The organism is Streptococcus sp. P25B114 (assembly GCF_053010325.1).
Genome location: NZ_JBRKNW010000004.1, coordinates 51,133 through 76,204, shown reverse-complemented (window position 1 = coordinate 76,204; position 25,072 = coordinate 51,133). Strand labels below are relative to the sequence as shown.

The window sequence follows — 25,072 nt, the reverse complement described above, 5'->3', positions numbered from 1 at the left end:
GCGCTTGTCAATACTTATTTGCTTTCATTCGCAACTGCAGCTGTGACAAAGGCAGTATAGAGTCCTTCAGGACGATTTGGACGAGATTGGAGTTCTGGGTGATACTGACAGGCCACAAAGAACTTGTTCTCAGGAATTTCAACAATCTCAACCAAGCGGTTGTCTGGCGATACACCAGAGAAGACAAAACCAGCTTCTTCAAATTGCTGACGGAAGTCATTGTTAAACTCGTAGCGGTGGCGGTGGCGACGCTGGACAACTTCTTGGTTGTCATAGGCTGCAGCAGCCTTGGAGCCTCGTTTGAGCTTGCTTGGATAGAGGCCAAGGCGGAGGGTGCCGCCCAAGTCTTCGACACCAATTTGATCACGCATGATGTCAATGATTGGGTATTTGGTTTCTGGATCCAACTCAAAACTATTGGCTCCTTCTAATCCAAGAACGTGGCGAGCAAATTCCACACAGGTCAACTGCATGCCCAAGCAGACGCCTAACATAGGCACATCATTCTCACGCGCATAGCGAATGGCTTGAATTTTTCCTTCGGTACCGCGTTGACCAAAGCCACCAGGTACGATGATTCCCTGGGCTTGTCCAAGTCGGTCAGCTACATTTTCTGCTGTCAGGTCGTTGGCATTGACCCAATCCAACTCAATCGCAGCATCGTTGGCATAGCCAGAGTGTTTCAAGGCTTCTACAACTGAAATGTAGGCATCTTGGAGTTCGACGTATTTTCCAACAAGGGCAATCTTAACTGTTTTCTTGAGGTTGAGTACCTTGTCAACCATAGCTGACCAGTCTGTCATATCCGCTGGCGGTGTATCCAATTTCAAATGGTCGCAGACAATCTGGTCCATATTCTGGGCCTGTAAATTGAGCGGAATTTGATAAAGATGCTCGACATCGAGTGACTCAATAACCGCCTCCGGTGTCACATCGCAGAACTGGGCTAATTTATTTTTAATCCCTTGGCCGGCTGGCGCTTCTGTACGAATGACCAACATGTTGGGCTGAATGCCCAATCCGCGCAATTCTTTGACCGAATGTTGGGTCGGCTTGGTTTTCATTTCCCCAGCCGCCTTGAGATAGGGCAAGAGCGTCGTGTGAATATACATGACATTGTCCGCGCCCACGTCTGCTTTCATCTGACGCAGAGCCTCAAGGAAAGGCAGACTTTCAATATCACCGACAGTTCCACCGACTTCTGTAATAATCACATCGGCATCTGTTGTCCGAGCAGCGCGTTTAATCTTATCCTTCAAAGCATCCGTGATATGTGGAATAACCTGCACAGTAGCCCCAAGGTATTCGCCCTTGCGTTCTTTTCGAAGGACTTCGCTGTAAATTTTCCCTGTTGTCACGTTGGAATATTTATTAAGATTGATGTCAATAAACCGCTCATAATGTCCCAAATCCAAGTCCGTTTCCGCACCGTCATCCGTAACAAACACTTCACCATGCTGGTAAGGGCTCATCGTCCCTGGGTCAATATTGATATAGGGGTCAAATTTCTGAATGGTCACCTTGAGACCACGATTTTTCAACAAACGACCCAGACTTGCCGCCACAATTCCCTTACCAATCGACGAAACCACACCACCAGTTACAAAAATATATTTTGTCATGCAAACTCCTTTCCTCTGCTCATGTCGCATGGAGGGGGTAAGCAACATGAAGAAAAAACAAAAATAGCTCCCTATCAACTAGGGAGCCCTGACCTCAAAAGAGGTGCCCGATAATATACTAACTCAATTCGATGCGTTTGTCAATCTTGAACTTAGTCTTCTGTCGACTCGTCGTCAGAATAGTCGTCATCTTCTTCACCGACATCAACTTCTTCATCATCCGTCAATTCATCATCGAGGATAATTTCATTGATTTCTGAGTCGTATGATTCTACTTCATCCTTCTCATCATCTGGATTTTCATCATCGTATTCTGAACCAGGCTTGTCTTCGTAACTATCTTCATCTTCTGGATCATCGTTGCCATAATCGATAGCATCCTCATCACCATCCATGAAGGCATTGACACGTTTTTTCTTACGTTTTGGCGCATCTTCATCATCTTCTTCGAGAGTAATAACTTCCTCATCAATCTCATCGATGGCATACCATGAACGAAGACCCCATTTGTTTTCGCCTAGCGGAATGAAACTACCGTCCACATTCAAGTCAGAATAGAAAGTTGGCAAGGCTGCACGAATCTCACTGTTTGATTTTTCTAAATAATTCTGAATTTCATTGACCAAGTCATTGAAGTACATTTCATTGTCACGTCCACGTTCTTCCAAAATAGCACGAGCTACTTCAATCATGGAAAGTTCGCTTTTTTCTTGTCCTGCAAATACGTTAAGTTCCAAGGCTTTTCTCCTTTTTTGTCTTTCCTTTCTATTTTACGCTAAAAAAAGCAAATAGTCAAAGATAATCTTTATCGTTTTTCTGTAAAAAATACCTGCAGAGCTCAGCGCTACAGGTATTTTGTTTACTATACTTGTTCTTCTAAACTTGGAAGGGAGATGGTCCGTTTGACCCCATCCTTATCTACAAGTCGAACAACTTTGCTTGCTGCATCATATTCGAAAGCTTCAAAAGAAACTCTGTAACGGTCTGAGAGTGTGACCAGACTTTGTTCAAAGGTTTTGAAGTCCATGCCAAACTCTTCTGCTCTTCGTTTTAATTCTTCTGTAAACTCGTCAATTTCCTCAGTTTCCTCAGAAATAATTTCTTCATCACTTTCTTCCGTCTCTATTTCTTCTGTCGATTCAGATGGTGTATTTGGTGTAAATACTCCCCAGCCATCGTCTGAAACTGGGCGTTCTTGTGGATTAGTCATGTAGTATTTAACTGTTGCTAGGAAATCTTCTAGACTATACCCTTCAGGACTTCTTGCACTACCTTGGTCAAACCATTTAAAGGATACATAGTGATAGTGATCTTGATGCGGAATTACCAGAGTCCCGTTGCGTACTTCGGTCGCATAGCCAGCATTGTAGGTCAGTGCTTCGAAAGGAACGACTTTCTTCGCTTCAACTCGGTTGTAAATTTCCTCTGCTGTTTCTTTGGCAACTTGCGGCTGTTCTGGCGTTGTTGTCTCGCCTGCACTTGCTTCTGTTTCAGTTGGTACAGGTGTTGACGGTGAACTAGAATTAGATTTCTCACGTTGAGCCACCATAGCCTCTGCTGGGATTAGCTCGCTTAAGTAATTCAAATCACTCTTGTTAATCCGACGGTAACCATCTGTAATTACACGTGGGATGCGATAGTTATCCGTACCTATTTTCACTTTGGGATCTAATAGGTCTGCTGGATCAAAAATATAGCCATCTTTTGTTGTGTATTTCCCTGCAGACTTAGCTTCAGCCAGTTCTGTTGCAGAGTGAACAATCTGCCAGTTTTTCAACCCTTCACGTTTTTCAATCGGTGTAACATTTTTAGCCAGTATTTCTGCATCACACTGGTCCAAGAGAGCCTGGACTGCCGCCAACTCCTGGTCTGACAGCTCTTTTTTGGCGATAGATCGGAGGGAACCACCGGTCGCCCGTGGCAGGCTGAAGGCGCCGCTGAAGATAAAGCTGGCCGGATCCAGGACGTCCTCTGGGGTAAAGATATAGCCGTCGTTGGTAGCAAAGCGGCCCTGGGCGCGTGCTGCTGCCACTTCCTCAGCCGTGTGGATAATCTGCCAGTTTTTCAGGCCGGTACGCTGAGCCTGGTCGGTCGCATTGGCAATCGGTTTCAGGGCATTTGGATCCATGACATCATCGCCATGACCTGCTGTGGTCCAAGCTGCAGGACGAACCTCTGGGTGCTGCATAATGTAACGAATGGTCGCGATCTGCTCCTTGCTCAGCCAGCTATAAGGCAGGATGTGGATATGGTCGATATGGGGAATGACAAAGGACTCGCCTGTATCGTAGGTCGCGTTGGCTCCCTTCATTGGGATCTTGTCAATGCTGACGTGCATAGCTGGTGCCAAATCTCCAGCAACCTGTGGAGCCGTGTCAAAGCGGTAGTCCTTGTCCAGTTCCATCAGGCGCAATTCTGCAAAGGAAATTTTCATCAGGTCCAATTCATCTCGGCTGTAACGGTAGCTTTTGCCGTCCAACTGAACTTGGTAGAAGACCTTGCCTGCCTCAAGCTGCTTGCCAGTCACGGCTTGCGGATCAAAGACTGGTTTGTTTACGCTCGTATCAACTGGACTTGGTTGAGCCGGTTGTTCAGGAAGAGCTGGTTGGCTTGGCAGGACTGGAAGTGTCGGCGCCGTCGGCTGACTTGGTTTTGGAGTGGCTGGTTTATTAGCAGGCTTAGTATTTCCTGTCAAGCCTTTCTTTTCCCGAACCCATTCTTCGACTTGCTTGATTTCAAAGTCTTCTAATTCGCCAAAGCCGACATAGTGGAAATGGTCACCGTGGCTACCAATCAAGCCCTGGTCATCAACAGATGTGATGCTGGCCTTGCTGAAGGTGTAGCCGTCGCTGGTGAAATAGACCTTGCCATCCAATCCCTTGCCGTAGGCAGGGATGCGACGACCTAGATAGGTAACAAATGGCTGGTTAGTGGCTTGGGAATCAGTAGGACCTTGTTTTGGTGCAGGACTTGGCTGGGATTGATGAGGGGGATTGGCTGGTGTGGCTGGCTGGGTTGTGCCTGTCGGATAGTCAGTCCGCGTAGGCTGGGCAGCTGTATGCCCTGAGCCTGCTCTGCTATTTTCCCCAATCATCCGAGCAATCCGAGCCTCCAGTGGCGACATCTGGCTGTAAGGGATGAAATGATAGTGGTCGCCGTGGGGGATGATGACGCCGGCAGCGGTCTTTTTACTAATCATGCGTGGGTCAAAGACCAGACCGTCGGCCTCTACATGGCGCTGGGAGAGCGGTGTAGCATCTAGCTGGGCCAAGAGGCTGTTCAAATCTTGACCTGAGTGGCTTGAAAGGGCGGTCGAGCCAGTCTGGCCCTGAGACGGGTAAGTGTCCTTGGTCGACTGACCCTTGTTTGAGGACTTGCCGTCAATATAGGCCTGGGCTGCCTGTAACTCGGACGGAGACAGGTCCTTCTTAGGAATAAAATGGAAGTGGCTACCGTGAGGCACGATGAAGCCGTCTCCCGTGTCCTCAATCACATCAGTAGGGTTGAAGACATAGCCGTCATCGGTCTTATAGCGACCATCTGCTGTCCGGCCGCCACCAGCCTCCTGATAGGTCTTGTCCGAAGAGGATACCCCCTTCTGTCTCTGAACTTCCTCCTTGGTCCGCACATTTTTCTGCTGCTTTTTATCTTTGAGATAGAGGTAATACTGGCCATCTACCTTAATCACATAGCCATCCTGGACTTCATTGACAATGTGGTTGTCTTGGAGGACATAGGCTGGGTCGGTCATAATCAGCTCTTCGCTGAAAATCGCGTCGAAGGGCACCTTGCCATTGTAGTAATGGAAATGGTCACCGTGAGAAGTCACATAGCCCTGGTCGGTGATTTTGACCACAATCTGCTCGGCGTCGATATTTTCCTTGGCAGAAACTTCCTCTGGCGTCAACTGTTCAGCCAGCATACTCTTTTCTGTCTGGCTGTCTTCGATGTAGGCTACTCGGTTCTTGCTGTCTTCCGTGGCTTGGTAACGTCCCAGCTGGTAGCTACAAATGCTCATGCCCAGAACCAGGGCGGCTACTGAACCAACTAATTTCTTGTTTTTCATGTTTTCTCCTTTACTGTAATTCCTTGGCGAGGGTGTCTAAGACGGCATCTAGATTTTCCAGATAGGTTAGATTGTTTTCTGGATCTGCCTCAAGCGGGTCCAAGATTTTCAGGTCAACACCTGTGGAGCTCTTCAAGGTCTGGGCCAGCTTGTCTGACTTGCCCTTTTCCACAAAAATGGTTTTGACATCGTAGGTATCGACAAATTCCTTGATTTCTGCCAATTGTCGTGGATTAGGCTCTTCCTCTGACACACCAGCTATGCCCAGTTGCTGGAGGCCGTAGCGCTTAGCCGTATAGGAAAAGGCTGTGTGCTGGGTGACGAAGGTCTTGGATCTTGTTTTTTCAAAGATAGGCTTGTACTTGTCTGCCAAATTCTGGTATTGCTGCTGGAGCTTGCTGGCATTTTCGTTGTAGTAACTAGCCCGCGAAGGGTCTGCCTCAGCCAGTAAATTACCAATCAAGACCGCCTCCTGCCCCACCAGAACTGGGTCCAACCAGGTATGGGGGTCGTATAGACTGGCCTCGTCCATGCCCTCTGTCACCTCCACATCCTCCAGACCAGGAACTCGCTGTAGCTCTAAACCACTGGAGGCCTCCAGGACCTTGACCTTGGAACCTTGCACATTCGGCTCCAGGCGACCGGCCCAGGACTCCAAAATCTTAGAATGGTAGATAAAGACATCTGCGTCGTATATCCCCTTGACATCTGCTGGCGAGGGCTCATAGGAATGAATCCCATTTCTAGAGCCAATCATACGAATGTCATTGTAGTCACCAGAAATTTCCTTAACCAGTGAATAAATTGGGTAAAAGGAAGTCACAATCCGCAGGCCAGATTGGACTTGGCTAGACTGGCTCTGCTGGCCACAGGCCGAGAGGACTAGTAGCATGAGTGATAAAAAGAGATATTTCATCCACTTCATTAGATTTCTCCTTGTTTTTCGTTAACCAGTTAACTATAACACAAAAATGGTTAACTGGTCAAGTATTTTTAATAAAAAAGACAAAACAGTTGTTGACTGTTCTGTCTGATGGATATTATAATTCTGCAATCTGGCTCAAATTCACTTCTGCAATGGTATCATTACCAAACATGGAGATAACCATCTTAACCTTGTTATTATCGATTTCAGTGATTTTACCAGTGTAGTCTGTGAAGGCACCGTCAATGATGCGGACTGTGTCGCCCACCTTGACATCGATATCTCCTTGGACTGTTTGTCCCATAGATACCAGGATTTGGCGGATTTCTTCTTCCAAGAGTGGAGTTGGTTTGGAACGGTTACCGTGAGAACCCACGAAACCTGTAACGTTTGGCGTATTACGAACCACGAACCATGCCTCGTCAGTCATGACCATCTCTACCAAGACATAACCTGGGAAGCGGTTTTCTTCCACTTCTTTCTTCTCGCCGTTCTTTTCTACCTGAACCGTCTGGGTTGGGATTTCCACGCGCAAGATGTTTTCCAACATATTGTATGTATGCGCACGTTGGAGAAGGTTTTCTTTTACCTTGTTCTCGTATCCTGAATAGGTTTGTAGAACAAACCAGCCTTTATCAAAACTATCGTACATAGTCGTTCCTTTCTTTTGAAAGCTGTATTGAAGACGCTAAAAAAAGCCCGAAGGCTTTCGCTTTTCTTTATTATACCACTTCCATTTTACAAATGGCAAGTATTTTACTAGAAAAGATTGATCAAGCTCATCAAGCCCTTGGACAAAATGAGGTCAAATATATACACAAGTACCACGAAGAAGGCTGTGTATTCTACGACTGAGAAGAAATCTTTCCAACTCTGCTTGCGCGTTGGCCAGGCAGTGTCTTTTAAAATACGGAAAATATCTGCGACGAATTTCACCTGCTACTCCTATCTAGTTTCCTTGTGGACCGTATACTGACCACAGTGTTTACAAAATTTATTTACTTCTAACCGTGTTGGCTTGGGATTGCTCGATAGGGAAATTGAATAGTTACGAGATCCACAAACTGTACAGGCTAGGCTTGCTTTTTTTAGTGCCATATAGCCCTCCAATAAACCTTATTTTATCATGTTTTAGCTCATTTGACAACTACTCAAACCAACTTCTTATATTGTCTATGAGGGTGCGTGCTCGCTCAGGTAGCTGGGCATCAATGATTTGTTGCTTGGTTTCTTCTAGAAGCTGTCTTGCTCGGTCACTGATTTCCTGGATTTGCTCTGGGCTGATGACCGGCTCTGTCGGTCCTGTCTCCACTTGATTGATAGGCACAATGCCATTCATGGCGTAAGCATTGTCCACTGTAAATGGTGTCCCGCTGGTCTGACTCAAGAGATTGGCCGCAACTGTTTGGAAGAGCACAGGCGCCTTCCAGGAATTATTGGCATCGATATAGTGGGTCTCGTCAGTCTTTTCAAAACCAACCCACTGGCTGATAACCAAGTCAGGTGTATAGGCGATAATCCACTGGTCATTGATAAGAGAGACATCAAAGTTGGTCTCGGTCGTCCCCGTCTTTCCGGCTAGATTGTAGCCGTAGACATCCGCATTGACCCCTGTACCGTTGGTAAAAGTTCCCAGCATCATAGAGGTCATCTTGTCTGCCACTGACTTATCGATCACCTTGGTCGACTGAGAACGGTGGTCCACGATGACCTTGCCATTGGCCGTTTCAATACGGCTAATCAGATGAGCATCCTTCATGGTCCCATGGTTGGCAAAGGCACCATAGGCCTGGGCCATTTGCAGGGCATTGGTCTCCACTCCAGATCCTATAGCCACTCCCAGTACCTTTTCAACCTTACTCATGTTCAGGCCAAATTTTTTCCCGTATTCAAAGGCGGTGTCAATCCCTAAGGTGTCGACAATGGATGCCACAGGCAAATTGTAAGACAGGGCTAAGGCTTGGTACATGGGAATAGATTCCGATGTAGACAGATCATTATTCTGCAAGGTATAGGTCCCGTAGGTCGTCGTGTGGTTGTCCAGCTCTTTATCAATTTCCCAGCCTGCCGACACTGCCGGAGCATAGGCAACCAAGGGCTTGATGGTCGAACCCGGACTTCTCTTAGCCTGGGTCGCGAAATTGAAGTTACGGAAGGCATAATCTTCGGATGAATTAACCCGCCCAACCAGCGCTCGAACGCCACCTGTAGACGGATCCAGGGCCACACTTGCCCCCTGAGCATAAGAACTATCATAGGCAGACTGCGGGAAGAGACTCTCGTCATTAAAAATCACTTGGAGATTGGCCTGAGAGGTCTGATCCATCTCCGTATAAATCCGGTAGCCGTTGTTGATAATGTCACTTTCTTTCAATCCATATCGGTCAATAGCCTCTGCAATAACCGCATCAAAATAAGAGGGATAGGCATAGTTGCTAGCCTTGCCCGCATAAGCATCGTAGAGCTGACTGCCCACGTCCACCTGCATTCCTGCATCAGCAGTTGCCTGATCAATAAACTGGGCATCCACCATGACCTGCAAAATAGTATTACGGCGATTAGTCGCATTTTCAATGGAATAATAAGGATTGTAAATCTCAGGCCCCTTGAGCATGCCGGCTAAAACAGCCGATTGCTCCAGACTCAAATCGCTAGCATTAACCCCAAAATACTTGAGACTAGCATCCTGAATCCCCCAGACCCCGTTGCCAAAATAGGCATTGTTGAGGTACATGGTCAGGATTTCCTGCTTGCTATATTTTTTATTGATTTCAAGGGCCAGGAAATACTCCCTCGCCTTCCGGCTAATGGTCTGGTCCTGAGTCAGGAAGGCATTTTTGGCCAACTGCTGGGTAATGGTCGAACCACCCCCAGACCGGCCCAAGGTGAGGAAGGCCAGTAGGGTCCGCTTGTAGTTGATACCAGAATTTTCATAAAAAGTCCTGTCTTCCGTAGCGATGACGGCATTTTCCAGATTATCCGAAATGGCATCCAGCTCCACATAGGTTCCTTTCTGCCCCGACAGGGTACCAGCTTCCAAACCGTCCTTGTCATAGATAACCGTCTTGGCCTTGAGGGCCTCCTGCAAATCGCCAACATTTGCGGTCTTGGCTAGGAAGAAGAGATAGCCTCCCACCGTCAGTATCAAAACACCCAGAATAATCAGCAGAATTTTAGTCAGCTGGTAACGGCGCCAAAATTTGCGAGCAGGCTCTGGAATCCGACTTTCCTTTTTAGGTTTATCGGACCTGTCACGACTGCCTCGGGCTGAGCGACGACTAAATCTGATTTTCTTCCCACTTTCTAAACCTGGTAGGTCTATGTTTTTCGTTTCTCCCATGTCAGACTCTGCGCTTGTAAATTGGTCGCTAGTATAGGCCTTGGTCTGGTCCAGAGACTCGAAATCCTCTGGCACTTCAATGGGCTCAAACTGCAAATCGTCCTTGTCCATGCCCCCTCCTCTTTCTCTAGTTTTGGACTATTATACTATATCGGCCCAAATTTTTCAGCTACCAATCCTTTGGTTGAACTGTGACAGCCCATAAAATCGGTCTTAGGACTGAAAATATGGTAGAATAGGACTATTCTCTATTGATAAGGAAAAGACTATGACTGAAATCTACGACATTACCATTATCGGCGGTGGTCCTGTTGGGCTCTTTGCTGCCTTCTACGCCCATCTGCGCCAGGCCAAAGTCAAAGTGATTGATTCGCTGCCCCAACTCGGTGGACAACCCGCCATCCTCTATCCTGAAAAATCCATCCTGGACATTCCTGCCTTCCCAAGCCTGACTGGTCAAGAATTGACGGACAACCTGCTTGCCCAGTTAGCCCCATTTGACACCACTATTTGCCTCAATGAAACCCTGATAGCTATCCAACCGGGTGAAGTCATCACTTTGACAACCAACAAGGACACCCACCAGACCAAGTCGGTCATCATCGCCATGGGTGGCGGAGCCTTCAAGCCCCGTCCTCTGGAGATTGACGGAGCTGACAGCTATGAAAACGTTCACTACCATGTGTCCAATATCCAGCAGTACGCAGACAAGGACGTCCTTGTCTTGGGTGGTGGCGACTCCGCTGTTGACTGGTCTCTGGCCTTTGAAAAAATCGCCAAAACCACCAGCATCGTCCACCGACGCGACAATTTCCGTGCCCTAGAGCACAGCGTCGAGGACCTGAAAAAGTCTAGCGTCGCCATCCACACTCCCTATGTTCCTAAGGAACTTTCTGGGGAAAATGGCAGAGCTGCTGCTATTCGTTTCGACAAGGTCAAGAGCGAGGACCAGCTCACCCTGAACTTCGACCACCTCTTTGTCAACTACGGTTTCAAATCATCGGTCGGAACCCTGAAAGAATGGGGATTAGACCTGCATCGTCACCGCATTTTAGTCAACAGCAAACAGGAAACCTCGCAGGCCGGCGTCTATGCTATCGGCGATTGTTGCTACTACGAAGGCAAGGTTGACCTGATTGCTACTGGCTTTGGCGAGGCTCCGACTGCCGTCAACAATGCTATGAACTACATCAATCCAAACGAAAAAGTGCAACCAAAACACTCAACCAGCCTATGATGAAAATTAACATTCGCATTCCCCAAGCCTTTCCAGAATTGACTGTCAAAGAAGTCTTGGAAGATTATTTTCTCATTCCCAGAAAAATCCGCCACTTCCTCCGCACCAAAAAACACGTCACCGTCAATGGGCAAACCGTTAACTGGCAGAGTTCCATTGCTCCCGGTGACCTGCTAGAATTGACCTTTGATGAGGAAGATTATCCGGAAAAGACGATTCCTATGGGGCAGGCAGACTTGGTCGAAGAGCTCTATCAAGATGAACATCTGATTATCGTTAACAAGCCCGAAGGAATGAAGACCCACGGCAATGAGCCGACGGAAATCGCCTTGCTCAACCATGTATCAGCTTATGTCGGTCAAACCTGCTATGTGGTCCACAGGCTGGATATGGAGACCAGCGGAGCCATTCTTTTTGCCAAAAATCCCTTTATCCTGCCCATTCTCAACCGTCTCTTAGAGGATAAGGTCATCTATCGCGATTATCTAGCCCTCTGCCAAGGTCATCTCAAGCAGGAGAGTTGGACCATTACAGACAAAATCGGGCGCGACCGTCATGATCGCAGGAAACGATTGGTCGATCACCGCAAGGGTCAGGAGGCTGTCACTCATGTCAAACAACTGGAAAAAGTCGGCAAGAACAGCCTGATTTCCTGTCGCTTAGAAACTGGACGCACCCACCAAATCCGCGTCCACCTAGCCCACCACGGTCATGCCCTCATTGGCGACCCACTCTATAGCAAAGTCAGCGCTCCCCGCCTCATGCTCCACGCAGCCCGCCTCAGCCTGACCCACCCACTGACACTCGAAGAAATTAGTGTAGAAGCAAGGTCGGAGAGTTTTGAGAAAGAACTGAAAAAAAGCTGAAGTTTCAGCTTTTTAACTTACATATAATTTTATGTTAATTACCCGCTTTACTCATACTCAATGAAAATCAATCTAGCCCAGCTTCAACTGTTTGGGGAACAGTTGAAGGCTGGAAACAGAGCGAACTTGTTCGCCTCAAAAATGCCGAAGGTAGAACTCTGTCGCTCTCTCGTTTCAAGGCGACAGGCTGAAAACCTCCCCCGGATCTTTTCACTCACCAAGGCTCTTGACAACGGATAAGATGATTTTCGAAGAGTATCAAATCCCCTGGCCAATCAGCTGCTCCGTCCACATGACATCATCATAGACAAAACCAAGATTGGTCTCACCGTCCAAACCATAGATAAGACGGACAGATATCTTCTCACCGGCCTTTATTTTCTCAGCCAGATTGACATCATAGGTCCGTAAGTCCAGGGTCAAAGGGAAGTCCGTTGAAAGGTCAATCAGGTTAAAATAATATTCGTCAAAGTAAATATCTTCCTGACCAGGATTTTCCACTTCCAAATCTACCACATAGGCCGAAGGGTAATAATCATCCACCAGATCCACGCTGTCGTCTTGTCCCATGGATTGCACCGTCACGCGCAGGCCATCCGCAAAGTCAACACTTTCTCCGACCTCGTGCTCTCGATAGGTCCTGGTGCTATCAAATTCCGTAGAAGGCTGGTCCAGAGAAAGCTCGCTAAAGCCAAGACCAATGATGAGTAACAAGCAAGTCACCCCTAGCACAAGACTGGCTACAGCGCCAATTATGGTGGTCCAAAAGAGGGGCTGTTTGTAGAGAGCTTTCTTAGGATAGTACATATAGCCGTCTTCGACGACGAAATCTTTCTGCTGCATAGGAACTCCTTATTTCAAGCTGGCTGTAGGCAGGTCGATGCCTGCCTGGCGTAGGGCATCTTGATAAAATCCTAAAAATTGATGGTAGATATTGCTTTGTTGACCATGTGCTACAAATAGATTGACACGGAAAACAAACTGACCATTGGTCGTATTTTGCGGTCCAAGAACTGTCACACCTGTAATCTGATCAAAGTTGCCAACTTCTCTACGGTTGACTTCCTCAATTACTCGACTTACCTGCTCCAAATCGGTGTTAAATTTAAGCGGAATATCTACCTGAGCTCGCATATCTCCACGAGATTGATTGGACACGACAAGGATATTACGATTGGGAATAAAATGCAAGGTCCCATCTGCATCACGTACTTGTGTCGTCCGAATACCCATGCTCACAATGGTGCCTGAAATAGTAATGGGACCGTTGGTTAACTTAACCACATCTCCGACGTCAAACTGTCGTTCAATTAAGATAAAGAATCCATTGACCAAGTCTGAGAGAAAACCTTGTGCCCCCAGCCCAACAGCTACCCCGGCAATCCCGGCTCCTGCAAGAAGACTAGATACCGGTAAGCCTAAAATGCTCAAGATACAATAAATGAGAATAAAGTAGAGCAAATAATTCAGAATACTCTCCACCAGACGGCTAATCGTTTTTTGGCGACCAATGTCTTGTGTAGATACCTTTAGAGAGGGAACCAAAACCTTTTTCACAGAAGCTTTGGCTATCTTCTTGATAATGTAAAATGCAACAAAGAGTAAAACTAGCGATAGAACCTTATTTAGACCTGCTGTCACAATGACCTCAATATTAAATTGAGAAAAATACTTGATAATAAAATCATTCATGAGATAATTATAGCAGAAAAAACTATAAAAACCTAAAAGACAGCCAAATGACTGTCTTTCATCTTATTTCTTCTTTGCAAAATACTGGCGTGTCTCCTTGATGATAACAGGCGAGAGAGCCAGTAAGGCAATCAAGTTTGGAAGAGCCATGAGCCCGTTCACAATATCTGCGATGGTCCAAATCAAGTCCAACTTGAGGAAACCACCTAAGGCAACCATAGCTACAAAGACCAGACGGTAAGGTAAGATGGCTTTGGTTCCAAATAGAAACTCAATACAGCGTTCCCCATAATAAGACCAACCCAGAATGGTCGTATAGGCAAAGAGAACTAAACTGATGGTCAAGGCCAAGACACCTGGCTGTCCAAATACTGTCGAAAAGGCTGCCTGAGTGAGCGGAGCCCCTGCCAACCCTTCTATAGACCACTGACCAGTTACTAGAATCGTCAAGCCTGTCAAGGTACAGATGATGAGTGTATCGATAAAGGTACCCGTCATTGAAATCAAGCCCTGTTCTACTGGATTATCTGACTTAGCTGCTGCTGCTGCAATAGGCGCCGAACCTAGACCAGATTCATTGGAGAACACCCCACGCGCAATCCCACGCTGGATTGCCTGTTGCACGGTCGCACCTGCAAAGCCACCCACAGCTGCTGCTGGGGTAAAGGCTGATGTAAGAACCATAGCTATGGTTGGCAAGAGCTGATCCCAATGCAGAGCCAAAACGATTACACTTGCCAAGACATACAAAATCGCCATAAATGGGACAATTTTAGTTGAAACATCAGAGATTTTTTCAATCCCTCCGAAGATAAAGAAAGCGATGGAAATGGCAGTTACGATGCTGACCAACTGGGGAGCCAGACCAAAGCTAGCAGACATGGATGAGGCAATGGAATTAACCTGAGAAAAAGTTCCCATCCCCAAGAGGGCCACTAAAACTCCTGAAATGGCAAAGAAAACTGCTAAAGGCTTCCACTTTTGTCCCATCCCCAAGGTGATATAATGCATAGGCCCACCAGCCGCTTGACCGTTGGCGTCCTTGGTCCGGTACTTGATAGCCAAGAAACCTTCCGCATACTTGGTTGCCATACCAAAGAAGGCTGCCACCCACATCCAGAAAAGAGCTCCTGGGCCACCTGTCGTAATGGCTGTTGCCACCCCGACAATATTTCCCGTACCAACCGTGGCCGCCAGGGCCGTACAAAGGGCCGCAAAGCTGGACACATCTCCCTGACCAGACTGGTCACTGGAGAAAATCAAACGAAAGGCGGTCGGTAACTTGCTGACCTGAAACACTCCCAAACGAAGGGTAAAATAGACACCCGTTCCGACCAAGAGTAACAAGAGGGGTGGACCCCAAACAAAATCATTGATGTGCTGCATCAATTCTAACATAGCTTCCTCCTAAGCATAATTCTTAATCCGATAAAGCTGCCGGAAAAATACAAAGAGGTTGAATAACTTCAACCTCTAGAATCAACGCGAAAGACAACAGAAAATCCCCTGTCTTCAATGCGCTCTGTCCTTTTACCTGAGAGTTTCAGCAGCCCTACTTTTCCAAGCAGAACTACCTTGCCCCTTCGGTGCCTTATGGTCTCTCCAGAGTTCCGTCCTTTGGACAGTCAGTTGCCTTTCTGCCCACTATCAACCGGTTATTTAGTTTTATCTCGCTCTATTTTAGACTATTTTTCAGAAAAAATCAAGAATGTTTTCAAAAAATTATCCCAACAAGTCCAAAAACAGGCCATATCCTGCTGCTTCCATTTCCTCTCTCGGTATGAAACGAAGGGCTGCGGAGTTGATACAGTAACGTAATCCACCCTTGTCACGCGGTCCGTCATCAAAGACATGGCCTAGATGAGCATGACCAGCCCGACTACGAACTTCAATACGGTTCATGCCGTGGGAAAGATCTTGAAAATAAGTCGCAACTTCTTTGCTGATTGGTTTGGTAAAGGAGGGCCAGCCGCAGCCTGAGTCGAATTTGTCTGTTGAGAGAAAGAGGGGCTCACCAGTCGTAATATCGACGTAGATGCCAGCTTGGTCGCTATTCCAAAACTCATTTTCGAAGGGTCTTTCCGTCGCAGCTTCTTGAGTGACTTGATACTGGAGGTCGGTCAAGCTGTCTTTTAAGACTTGCTGGTCTGGCTTTTGGTAGTCTGCTACATCAATCAGAGGGATTTTTGCCTGCCCAAGATCGATATGACAGTACCCTTGGGGATTTTTCTTGAGATAATCCTGATGGTAGTCTTCGGCGGGGATGTAATGCGCGAGTGGCTCCACCTCAACGGCTAGTGGGCGTCCGCCAAAGAGCTGGGACTGCTCCGTCATGACTTGCTCGATAGTCGGCAAATCAGCCTCATCTGTGTAATAGATACCAGTCCGATACTGGCGACCTTTGTCAGGTCCCTGCTGATTGACAGAGAAGGGGTCAATGACGCGGAAATAGTAGAGGAGAATTTCCCGCAAATTGATACGAGTCTCATCATAGGCTAGATAGAGCGTCTCTGCGTGGTCTGTTTGTTTGAGGAGTTGATAATTGGTCGTCTCCACCTGCCCATTAGCATAGCCCACGCTGGTGTCAAGAATACCATCGATCTGGGAGAAATAGCCTTCCATCCCCCAGAAACAACCGCCTGCTAGGTAGATTTCTTTCATGTGAGTTTCCTCCTATATCATCTAATCTATTCTTAAAAGTAGGACGCATACTCCTCCCGCCTACTCTATCTCATCTTGAATTTCTTCATTTTTTGTATCTGTGTTGGACAACTTTTGCTCAATATACTGGTCAATATACTGGTAAACCTCCTTAGCATCTGCCTGTGACAAGCTGGCAACCTGGTTGACCTTGACCGTCAATTTCTCTAATCCGTATTTCGACTTTTCCTTGACTAATTTTTCCAATTCTTGTTCGGTCAGTTCTTGTCCGACAATGGTAATCTCCAACTGATTTTTAGTTTTATTATAAGTCCGGCTAAGAATAGTGTGAGAGGTAAATTTCTCACTAATGTATTGATTCATGGCATCCTTACGGGCATAGTCTAAGACCAGATTTCCTGCTGAAAGCAGACTCGGAATGGTCAAGGCAAGTACTAGAGCCGTCATACCATATCTCAATTTTGGGTTCAATTTGTTCAATTCAACTGCCTTGGTCCGTCGCATCATAAAGCGGGAGCCGAAAAAGGTGGTCAACATGATGAAGATACAGTTGATCAAAAAGAGGTAGAGGGCTCCAAAGAAGTACTGGGTATTACCATGAGCCAAGCCAAAACCTGCTGTACAAATAGGAGGCATGAGGGCTGTCGCAATGGCAACACCGGGCACAATATTATTGGCCTCTTTTTTCCGACTGCCAATCACTCCAGCAATTCCGCCAGCAATGGCAATAATAATATCCCAGACTGTCGGCGAAATTCTAGCAGTCAACTCTGTACTGGCTACTGTAATCGGCGAAAGATAGAAATAGATGCCGGATACCAGCAGGCTAATAACAACTTCGACAGCCAGCAACTTCAACGCCTTCTTCATCAAGGCAAGGTCATAAATCGCCAAGCCCAGACCAAGCCCAACAATCGGTGTCATCAAGGGGGAAATCAGCATAGCACCGATAATCACTGCCGTGCTATTCATATTTAAACCAACAGAAGCAATAAAAATCGCACACATTAGGATAACCATATCACGAGTCTGTAAATCCAACTCTTCAAAGAGCTTATCACGGTATTCCATGGTTGTAAAATACTTGTTTTTCATATTCTCCACTCTCAGTTTTTTAGGTGACTTTATTATAACAATCTATTTTTTGATAGATAAAAAGGACTTTTCTCAGTCCTTCCTAGCTAGGCAATTTCTGCCAAGATTGCTTTGATTTGGTCTTTGGTATGCACACCTGCTACTTGTTTCACAACCTGTCCGTCTTTTTTGAACAATAGAGTTGGGATAGACATGATTCCAAATTGACGAGCTGTGTTTGGATTCTCATCAACATCCATCTTGTAGATACGCAGTTCATCTTCATCCACTTCGCCTGCTAATTGCTCTAAGATTGGTGCTTGCATGCGGCATGGACCACACCAAGGTGCCCAAAAGTCAACAAGGACTACGCCTTCTTGTGTTTCAACTTCAAAGTTTGCATCTGTAATAACTTGAACCATAATTTTCTCCGTTTCTGTTTTTGGTACTATCATTCTACACCAAATGAAAAGAGAATGCGAATATTTGCTACGGAAGAGAAATGATATAGACATGCTTAAACAATTGTGATTTGAAAGCATGTTGATCATTCTAAACTAGACCGCAGGAGGACGAGGGGGAATCACGTACCAGATTCATTTACAAAAAAGAAAAAAGTTGAATATGTTTCAACTTTTTTCCGTCAAATCCACCACGTAGGTCAATTCTTGATAGGCATCTTCTATGTCAAAGAGACCCAAGCCAGCTTCTTCACTGACTACATAAACACCTTCTCTCAAATAGTAGGGAACTTGCTGACCTTCAATATCTGAAAAGGACAATCTACCTCGCTCTAAATCAATTCCAAAACGGATGGTTGGGATGTCTTTGGGTGCTCCGACGACTAGATAGTCCGAGCAAACTAGCTGTCCGCCCCATTTTTGATACAAGTGATTGGCTACATCTCCCTCTCTGGTAAAGATGGCTAGTTTCTCTACACCTTGCTCTCTCAACTCCTGCTCTGCTTTTTCAAAAAGCGCCTGGGCAATACCCTGACCTTGAAAATCAGGGTGGACTGCTAGGTTAGTAAAATAAGCTGTCCGCTTACTTGGTGCGTAAATATAAGACTGGCTGCACTCTTCCGTGTAAATATCGATGTCGATTAGACCAACAATTTGTCCGTTTACTTCAGCCACCCATTCCACGCGGTAGTCATAAACGTCTGTCATTAGTTCGGGCTTCTCTGTTTCTCTATCATCAAAGAATGGGGAAAAGAGGTAGCTGAGTGCCTTGCAATAAACCCAGCCTTTTTCATCACTGGTTTGATAGTTTCTGATAATCATAATGTTACTCATAGCTCCTTACTTAAAGGTCACAATGGTACAGCCTGATCCACCAGCATTTTGTGGGGCGTAGCCGAACTCCTTGACCTGCTTGTTGCGACGGAGGTACTTGGTCACTCCTTCTCGGATGACTCCAGTACCGATACCGTGAACAATATCGACTTGGGCCATATTGTTAAGCAGGGCCTGGTCGATAAATTCATCCAGCTCCATCATAGCCTCTTCGTAGCGTTTGCCACGGAGGTCTAAGCGGGCTTTTGGTCCTCGTACATTGGCACGTTTGACTGTGTGAACCTGGCGCTTCTTAGGCTGCTCTGCCTTCTCCACCTTGACCAGTTCAAACTCATCTTTGCCCAAGGTCATCTTAATCAAGCCAACCTGAGCTTCCCAACGGCCGTCCTTGAGCTGATTGGTCAGAGTTCCCCGCTGACCATAGGCAGTAACGATAATATCATCACCCACCTTGGCAGCACGCTGGATTTTGGCTTTTTTCAGGACCTTGTTTTTAGACAGATCCACCACTTCAGGCGCCAACTTTTTCAGCTCTGCCTTGGCTTCGATGATCTGGTGAGGCTTGAGACTGGCTGCAGCATGGAGATTTTTGAGAATATCCTCGCTTTCTGCCAATGCCATATCTACAATTTCCTTGGCTTCCAAGCGTGCCTTGTTGAGCTCATTTTCCCGCTCACGATTGAGCTCGTCATAGAGCTTGCGGAGGGCTCGGTTCATCTTGTAATTTTCTTGCTCCACATCACGAATCGTATCCAGACGCTGACGACTTTCAACCGTCTGACTTTCCAATTTCTCGATAATGCGGTTCACATCGCTATCGGTGTCGGTCCAAGACTGGGCTGACTGAATGATAATATCTGATAAACCCAAACGCCGGGCAATTTCAAAGGCATTGGAACGACCAGGCACTCCCTGCATGAACTTATAGGTCGGACGCAGGCTGTTGGTATCGAATTCCATGCTGGCATTTTCAATCCCAGAGGTTTCAATCCCGTAGGCCTTGAGTTCCGGATAGTGGGTGGTTGCCATGGTCTTGATGCCCCGCAGACGCAGGTCTTCCAAGATAGCCATGGCCAGAGAGGCCCCCTCTTGCGGATCCGTACCAGCCCCCAGCTCGTCAAATAAAATCAAAGAATCTTGATCCGCCTCCGCTAAAATCTGCACCGTGTGGGTCATGTGACTGGAGAAGGTTGATAAACTCTGCTCGATGGACTGTTCGTCTCCGATGTCCGCAAAGATTTCCTTGAATATAGCTACCCGACTACCCTTATCAGCCAAGATAGGCAAACCAGACTGGGCCATGAGATGGGTCAGCCCCAAGGTCTTAAGCATGATAGTCTTACCACCCGTGTTGGGACCTGTAATCACGATGGCCGTCAACTGACTACTAAAATAAAGGTCGTTTGGTACAGGCTCAGCAATGAGCGGATGTCGAACATTGAGAAGGGCAATATCCTGCTTCTCAGATAGTTTGGGTACAACTGCTTGATAATCACGCGCAAAGAGATGCTTAGCACGGACGAAATCAATATGCCCGATAAGCCAGGCATTGTTACGAATCACGCCACTATGCGGACGGAGCATATCCGACAATTCCTGCAAGATACGGTTGAGCTCATGGCGTTCTTCTGCACGTAGCTGACTGATTTCTTCGTTCAGGGTTACGACCGCCCGCGGCTCGATATAGACAGTAGAGCCAGAGGCGGAGATGTCATGGACCACACCTGCAATTCTGTTGCGATAGGTATTTTTAACAGGAAGGACATTACGTCCATTACGGCTTGCTAAGATGCTGTCAGACAGCATATCGCTCTTGTTCTTCAAAATATCCTGCATGACCTGACGGACCTGATCCTCTGCTTCACGGATCTTCCGGCGGATTTTCGCCAGCTTTTCAGAAGCAAAATCCTCTACAAAACCAGCATCATTGATGGACTGGAGCGAGCCTTGTAGATGCGGAAAGAGCTCGATTTTCTCAAAATGCTTGTCCAACTGGCTTAGCTGGATGTTTTCCAGATTGCCATAAAAATCCAAGAGGGATTTGGACACCTCCAGGACTTTTTTGACAGCTAAGAGCTCCGTAATATTGAGGTCCGTATCCAACTCCAAACGACGCATGGCTGGATTGATGTCTGTAGTCTCAGACAGGCTGAAATAGGGATTTTCCACAAAAATCTGCCCCATGTCTGTCAATTCATCAAAGGCCTGCTGGATACGGTTGATGTCCACCATGGGCTCCAGTTGCCGTAATTCGTCCAAGCCCTGGTCTGTCAGCAGATAGGGCTCAATTTTTCGTCTTACTTTGTGAAATTCAAGGGTTTCAATAATTTTATGATTCATACTTTCCTACTTAGAAAAAGAGTAGGTTGCCCTACCCTGTAATATTACTTAGCCAGACAGCCTTGAAAAAATGAGCCGTCGGAATGTACTGGATTAGCAGATTTGCTAGGAAACTTTTCTGGAGTTGCTCCTGTACCAGGTCCACAGGAATAGTCGCCACCAGGACCAAGACCATTTGCAGAGAAAGCAAGGCCACCACTACCGCAATGGCACCACTGATAAGGTTTGATTGGATTGTATCAGGATTGTAGGCTTCCAAGAGGTGGACAAAGATTCCAACAAAACGCATGATGGCATAGACCAGGAGATAGACTGTCAGAAAGGCCAAGCCTGCATAGAAGACCTGGTCCAAATCAAATAGGTATTTTTCATCAAAATAATAGTTAAAGCTACCCTGGGTTGCATTGGCAAAGGGTACCCATAGATAGAGAATCCCTGACAACTTCTTATAGGTCAAGGCCGCCACCAAGATAGCAAAGAGGCTAGAAACACCGTAAAAGCCTTGAAGGACCAGTCCTCGACTATAGCCGATATAAAAACTCCAGGCTAGGAGGATAAGAATTGCAATTGATACCATGTCTACTCCTCAAGCTCATCTAGGTCCAGCAGGGTCACGTTCTTTTTTAAGACCTTTTCTTTCATGGCCGCCAATTCTGCCTCTGTCTTTTCAAAGGCCATCTCGCGGGTCAGCTGGACTGAGAGGGAATTGATAGCCAACAACAAGGCCAGGGTTTCAGGGTCTGCCTTGGGCATTTTCTCCTTGATGGCCTGGTATTTTTCCTGGGCTAGCTTCTCCACTTCCGTCATAAAACGATTGTCATGCTCGGTCGTCAGGGTTAATTGTTTTTCACCAAATGTAAATTTATATCGATTCAGATTTGCCATAGTACACCTCGCTTCCTATTATACCTCAAAATGACTATTTTCGCCAATTCCTACTATATAGAGTGTTTTCTACGCGCAAAGTCTACAAAGCGGAATTTGTCGATTTTGTGCTTGCTTTCAGTGTATTGGAATTGCTTGGTATCTCCCAGATAGACGCGGGATTTGATGAGGACCAGATAGTCATCTTCATTTTTCATGAGCTCTCGCTCCTCACGGCTGGTCGGCTCAACAGTAATTTCCTTTTGGGCATAGGCAATATCCAGCTTGAGGGTCTTCTCCAGATAATTGTAAATGGAAGATGCAGCAATTTCCTTGGTAATGGTCGGCACAATATCCGCAGACAGGTAGTCAGTATCCACAACCGACACCTTGCCATCAATAGAACGTGTACGGACAACTTTCCAGACCTTGCTATGGGGTTCAAACCCAGTCAAATTCGCCAAGTTGCTGCTGATAACAATCTGATCCAGGCTGACTACTTCTGTCTTGGTCTCCAGCTGCAAAGACTCAGCCAATTCCTGGTAGGAAGTCAGACCAGAAACAGGGAAATTCAGCATTTCTTGCTTGAGAACTAGGGAACCTCGGCCCTGAACTTTCTGAATCATGCCTCTTTCTGTCAACATAGACAGGGCCTTGCGGACAGTATCACGACTGACACCGTAAATTTCTTGCAGGCGCTGCTCGGTCGGCAGACTGGTTTCAGCAGGGTAGGTATTTGTACGGATTTTTTCCTTTAAGTCATTGTAAATTTCCTGGTATTTCTTCATGATGTCTCCTTAATTTGTAGCCACTTTATCATACAACTACTCTAGTATAACAGAAATTTTATAAAATTTTATAAAGAAATGTTAAAAACGCTTGCAATATTTTTTGAAATCGGATACAATGGTCTTTGTAAACAAAATTTGTCCGTACAAATTTCGAATAAGGACATACTTCGGGAGATGTCTAAAAAATATAGGGTGACGGATTCCATAAGCCGTCTAGAAGGAAAAATATATGGGAAAATTTGAAAAAGAAGCCAAACAGCTCTTAGACGCTATTGGTGGAAAAGACAATGTCACAGCTGTAACTCACTGTGCAACACGTATGCGCTTTGTTCTTGCGGATGACAAAAAAGCAAACGTCAAAGTCATCGAAGACATTCCTGCTGTAAAAGGAACCTTTACAAACGCAGGTCAGTTCCAAGTCATCATCGGTAACGACGTTCCAATCTTCTACAATGACTTTACAGCTGTGTCTGGTATCGAAGGCGTATCAAAAGAAGCTGCTAAGTCAGCCGCTAAAAGTAACCAAAATGCCATCCAACGTGTCATGACCATGCTGGCGGAAATCTTCACACCGATCATTCCTGCCCTTATCGTCGGCGGTTTGATCCTCGGTTTCCGTAACGTCTTGGAAGGCGTACAAATCGAAGCACTTGGTCAAGCTATGAAAGATGGAGAACTCCTCTTTGACGCAAGTGGTAAACCAATCTGGAACACTATCGTTCAAGTATCACCATTCTGGAATGGTGTCAACCACTTCCTCTGGTTGCCAGGTGAAGCCATCTTCCACTTCCTACCAGTAGGTATCACTTGGTCTGTATCTCGTAAAATGGGAACTTCTCAAATCCTTGGTATCGTCCTTGGTATCTGTTTGGTTTCTCCACAGTTGCTCAACGCTTATGCTGTACCTGGTACAGATGCAGCAACCATTGCCAGCGACTGGTCTTGGAACTTCGGTGCATTTAGTATTGCTCGTATCGGTTATCAAGCGCAAGTTATCCCTGCCCTCCTTGCCGGTTTGGCACTGTCTTACCTAGAAATCTTCTGGCGTAAGGTTGTTCCAGAAGTGGTCTCAATGATCTTCATACCATTCCTATCACTTCTTCCAGCAATTATCTTGGCTCACACTGTCCTTGGTCCTATCGGTTGGACAATCGGGCAATGGTTGTCAACAGTTGTATTAGCTGGTTTGACTGGTCCATTGAAATGGCTCTTTGGTGCGGTATTCGGTGCCCTTTATGCACCGTTCGTAATCACTGGTCTTCACCACATGACAAATGCCATCGATACACAATTGATTGCGGATGCTGGTGGAACTGGTCTCTGGCCAATGATTGCTCTTTCTAACATTGCTCAAGGTTCAGCAGTATTTGCCTACTTCCTCATGAACCGTAAAAATGAAAAAGAAGCGCAAGTTTCTCTTCCTGCAACAATTTCTGCTTACCTTGGTGTTACAGAACCAGCCCTCTTCGGTGTTAACGTGAAATACGTTTACCCATTCGTAGCGGCTATGATTGGTTCAAGTATTGCTGGACTTCTCTCTGTAACCTTCAACATCCAAGCTGCTTCTATCGGTATCGGTGGTCTTCCAGGTATCTTGTCTATCAAGGCTGAATACTGGGGTGCATTCTTTATGACAATGATTGTTGCGATTGTTGTCCCAATGATTTTGACAGCTGTCTTCAAACGTACAGGTGCATTTTCAAAAAAAGAAGAAACTGTTGAAGAAGTTGTAGTCGTAACTGAAACTGTCGTTGAAACTGGTTCTGCTATCGAATTGATCAGCCCCCTAACTGGTCAAGCAAAAGAATTGTCACAAGCCACTGACCCTGTATTCGCATCTGGTGTTATGGGACAAGGTGTCCTTATCGATCCTAGCGAAGGTATCTTAGTTGCACCTGTTGACGGTGAAGTATCTGTCCTCTTCCCTACTAGCCACGCTGTTGGTATCACTGCTACAAACGGAGTTGAACTCCTTATGCACATCGGTATGGATACTGTTGGATTGGAAGGCAAAGGCTTCACAGCTCACGTCAAACAAGGTGACAAGGTAAAAGCTGGCGATAAATTGATCAGCTTTGACATCGATGTCATCAAGGGTGCTGGTCTCGTCGCTGAAACACCAGTTATCGTGACCAACCAAACGGATTTCAATACAGTGGTTCTTGGAAGCCTTCCTCATTCAGTAGAACGTGGCCAAGCAATCTTGAAAGTAACAAAAGCATAAAACAAAAAGTGTAGAGAGTTGGTGACCCCAACTCTTTGCCGTTGATTACATCATTTTTGAGAAAGGAAATGGTAC

At 46.3% G+C, this 25,072-nt stretch carries 22 protein-coding genes and 1 riboswitch; of the genes, 3 read left to right on the top strand and 19 right to left on the bottom strand.

Annotated elements, in window-relative coordinates; translation table 11 throughout:
• Positions 1-14: 14 nt before the first annotated feature.
• From ACVC7T_RS03055 to pbp2a, 8 genes are all read right to left on the bottom strand, one after another.
• On the bottom strand, positions 15-1,622 hold the full coding sequence (locus ACVC7T_RS03055; protein WP_447262448.1) for a CTP synthase: 1,608 nt from the start codon (positions 1,620-1,622) through the stop codon (positions 15-17).
• Between the two features lie 152 nt (positions 1,623-1,774).
• Entirely contained in the window at positions 1,775-2,359 is a 585-nt protein-coding gene (rpoE, locus tag ACVC7T_RS03050; protein ID WP_105111758.1) for a DNA-directed RNA polymerase subunit delta, read from the bottom strand.
• A 125-nt stretch (positions 2,360-2,484) separates the two neighbouring features.
• Positions 2,485-5,688: a pneumococcal-type histidine triad protein gene (locus ACVC7T_RS03045; protein WP_447262447.1), complete on the bottom strand. Its 3,204-nt coding sequence runs from the start codon at positions 5,686-5,688 to the stop codon at positions 2,485-2,487.
• 10 nt (positions 5,689-5,698) lie between these two features.
• Positions 5,699-6,613: a metal ABC transporter solute-binding protein, Zn/Mn family gene (locus ACVC7T_RS03040; protein ID WP_172095363.1), complete on the bottom strand. Its 915-nt coding sequence runs from the start codon at positions 6,611-6,613 to the stop codon at positions 5,699-5,701.
• A gap of 115 nt (positions 6,614-6,728) precedes the next feature.
• Positions 6,729-7,265: a transcription termination/antitermination protein NusG gene (gene nusG / locus ACVC7T_RS03035; protein ID WP_105111755.1), complete on the bottom strand. Its 537-nt coding sequence runs from the start codon at positions 7,263-7,265 to the stop codon at positions 6,729-6,731.
• A 107-nt stretch (positions 7,266-7,372) separates the two neighbouring features.
• Positions 7,373-7,549, bottom strand: a complete 177-nt coding sequence (gene secE, locus ACVC7T_RS03030) for a preprotein translocase subunit SecE (RefSeq protein WP_105111754.1) — start codon at positions 7,547-7,549, stop codon at positions 7,373-7,375.
• Between the two features lie 9 nt (positions 7,550-7,558).
• The gene (gene rpmG, locus ACVC7T_RS03025) at positions 7,559-7,711 is read right to left on the bottom strand and encodes a 50S ribosomal protein L33 (protein WP_002940258.1); all 153 of its coding nucleotides are present in this window, start codon (positions 7,709-7,711) and stop codon (positions 7,559-7,561) included.
• 49 nt (positions 7,712-7,760) lie between these two features.
• The gene (pbp2a, locus tag ACVC7T_RS03020) at positions 7,761-9,953 is read right to left on the bottom strand and encodes a penicillin-binding protein PBP2A (protein ID WP_447262456.1); all 2,193 of its coding nucleotides are present in this window, start codon (positions 9,951-9,953) and stop codon (positions 7,761-7,763) included.
• A gap of 268 nt (positions 9,954-10,221) precedes the next feature.
• Here pbp2a and ACVC7T_RS03015 point away from each other — a divergent pair, with 268 nt between their 5' ends.
• Both ACVC7T_RS03015 and ACVC7T_RS03010 read left to right on the top strand, forming a co-directional pair.
• Positions 10,222-11,190 (top strand): NAD(P)/FAD-dependent oxidoreductase, encoded by a 969-nt coding sequence (locus tag ACVC7T_RS03015; protein ID WP_105161229.1) that lies wholly within the window; start codon positions 10,222-10,224, stop codon positions 11,188-11,190.
• Complete coding sequence (locus tag ACVC7T_RS03010) at positions 11,190-12,056, top strand: RluA family pseudouridine synthase (RefSeq protein WP_125266554.1); 867 nt, start codon at positions 11,190-11,192, stop codon at positions 12,054-12,056. Before ACVC7T_RS03015 ends, ACVC7T_RS03010 begins: the two co-directional genes overlap by 1 nt.
• A 258-nt stretch (positions 12,057-12,314) precedes the next feature.
• On the opposite strand, the gene ACVC7T_RS03005 is transcribed toward ACVC7T_RS03010, so the two are convergent.
• The 11 genes from ACVC7T_RS03005 to treR all read right to left on the bottom strand — a co-directional run bounded on the left by ACVC7T_RS03005 (position 12,315) and on the right by treR (position 22,770).
• Complete coding sequence (locus ACVC7T_RS03005; RefSeq protein ID WP_105161228.1) at positions 12,315-12,899, bottom strand: DUF4352 domain-containing protein; 585 nt, start codon at positions 12,897-12,899, stop codon at positions 12,315-12,317.
• A 9-nt stretch (positions 12,900-12,908) separates the two neighbouring features.
• On the bottom strand, positions 12,909-13,748 hold the full coding sequence (locus tag ACVC7T_RS03000; protein WP_105161227.1) for a mechanosensitive ion channel family protein: 840 nt from the start codon (positions 13,746-13,748) through the stop codon (positions 12,909-12,911).
• A 63-nt stretch (positions 13,749-13,811) separates the two neighbouring features.
• Positions 13,812-15,146, bottom strand: coding sequence for an alanine/glycine:cation symporter family protein (locus tag ACVC7T_RS02995; RefSeq protein ID WP_447262446.1), 1,335 nt, complete (start codon positions 15,144-15,146; stop codon positions 13,812-13,814).
• Between the two features lie 114 nt (positions 15,147-15,260).
• Positions 15,261-15,364: riboswitch (glycine riboswitch) on the bottom strand.
• 106 nt (positions 15,365-15,470) lie between these two features.
• On the bottom strand, positions 15,471-16,409 hold the full coding sequence (msrB, locus tag ACVC7T_RS02990) for a peptide-methionine (R)-S-oxide reductase MsrB (RefSeq protein WP_105122379.1): 939 nt from the start codon (positions 16,407-16,409) through the stop codon (positions 15,471-15,473).
• A gap of 60 nt (positions 16,410-16,469) precedes the next feature.
• The gene (locus ACVC7T_RS02985; protein ID WP_447262455.1) at positions 16,470-17,519 is read right to left on the bottom strand and encodes a DUF389 domain-containing protein; all 1,050 of its coding nucleotides are present in this window, start codon (positions 17,517-17,519) and stop codon (positions 16,470-16,472) included.
• 71 nt (positions 17,520-17,590) lie between these two features.
• Entirely contained in the window at positions 17,591-17,905 is a 315-nt protein-coding gene (gene trxA, locus ACVC7T_RS02980) for a thioredoxin (protein ID WP_105108141.1), read from the bottom strand.
• Positions 17,906-18,112: 207 nt separating this feature from the next.
• On the bottom strand, positions 18,113-18,766 hold the full coding sequence (locus tag ACVC7T_RS02975; protein WP_105111746.1) for a GNAT family N-acetyltransferase: 654 nt from the start codon (positions 18,764-18,766) through the stop codon (positions 18,113-18,115).
• Between the two features lie 18 nt (positions 18,767-18,784).
• Complete coding sequence (locus tag ACVC7T_RS02970) at positions 18,785-21,118, bottom strand: endonuclease MutS2 (protein WP_447262445.1); 2,334 nt, start codon at positions 21,116-21,118, stop codon at positions 18,785-18,787.
• A gap of 31 nt (positions 21,119-21,149) precedes the next feature.
• Positions 21,150-21,695 carry a CvpA family protein gene (locus tag ACVC7T_RS02965; RefSeq protein ID WP_105111744.1) on the bottom strand — a complete coding sequence of 182 codons (546 nt, stop codon included), beginning with the start codon at positions 21,693-21,695 and terminating at the stop codon, positions 21,150-21,152.
• A 2-nt stretch (positions 21,696-21,697) separates the two neighbouring features.
• Positions 21,698-22,003: a cell division protein ZapA gene (gene zapA / locus ACVC7T_RS02960; protein WP_105111743.1), complete on the bottom strand. Its 306-nt coding sequence runs from the start codon at positions 22,001-22,003 to the stop codon at positions 21,698-21,700.
• Positions 22,004-22,056: 53 nt separating this feature from the next.
• Positions 22,057-22,770, bottom strand: coding sequence for a trehalose operon repressor (gene treR, locus ACVC7T_RS02955; RefSeq protein ID WP_105111742.1), 714 nt, complete (start codon positions 22,768-22,770; stop codon positions 22,057-22,059).
• 232 nt (positions 22,771-23,002) lie between these two features.
• Here treR and treP point away from each other — a divergent pair, with 232 nt between their 5' ends.
• The gene (gene treP / locus ACVC7T_RS02950) at positions 23,003-24,997 is read left to right on the top strand and encodes a PTS system trehalose-specific EIIBC component (RefSeq protein WP_447262444.1); all 1,995 of its coding nucleotides are present in this window, start codon (positions 23,003-23,005) and stop codon (positions 24,995-24,997) included.
• The last annotated feature ends 75 nt before the right edge of the window (positions 24,998-25,072 follow it).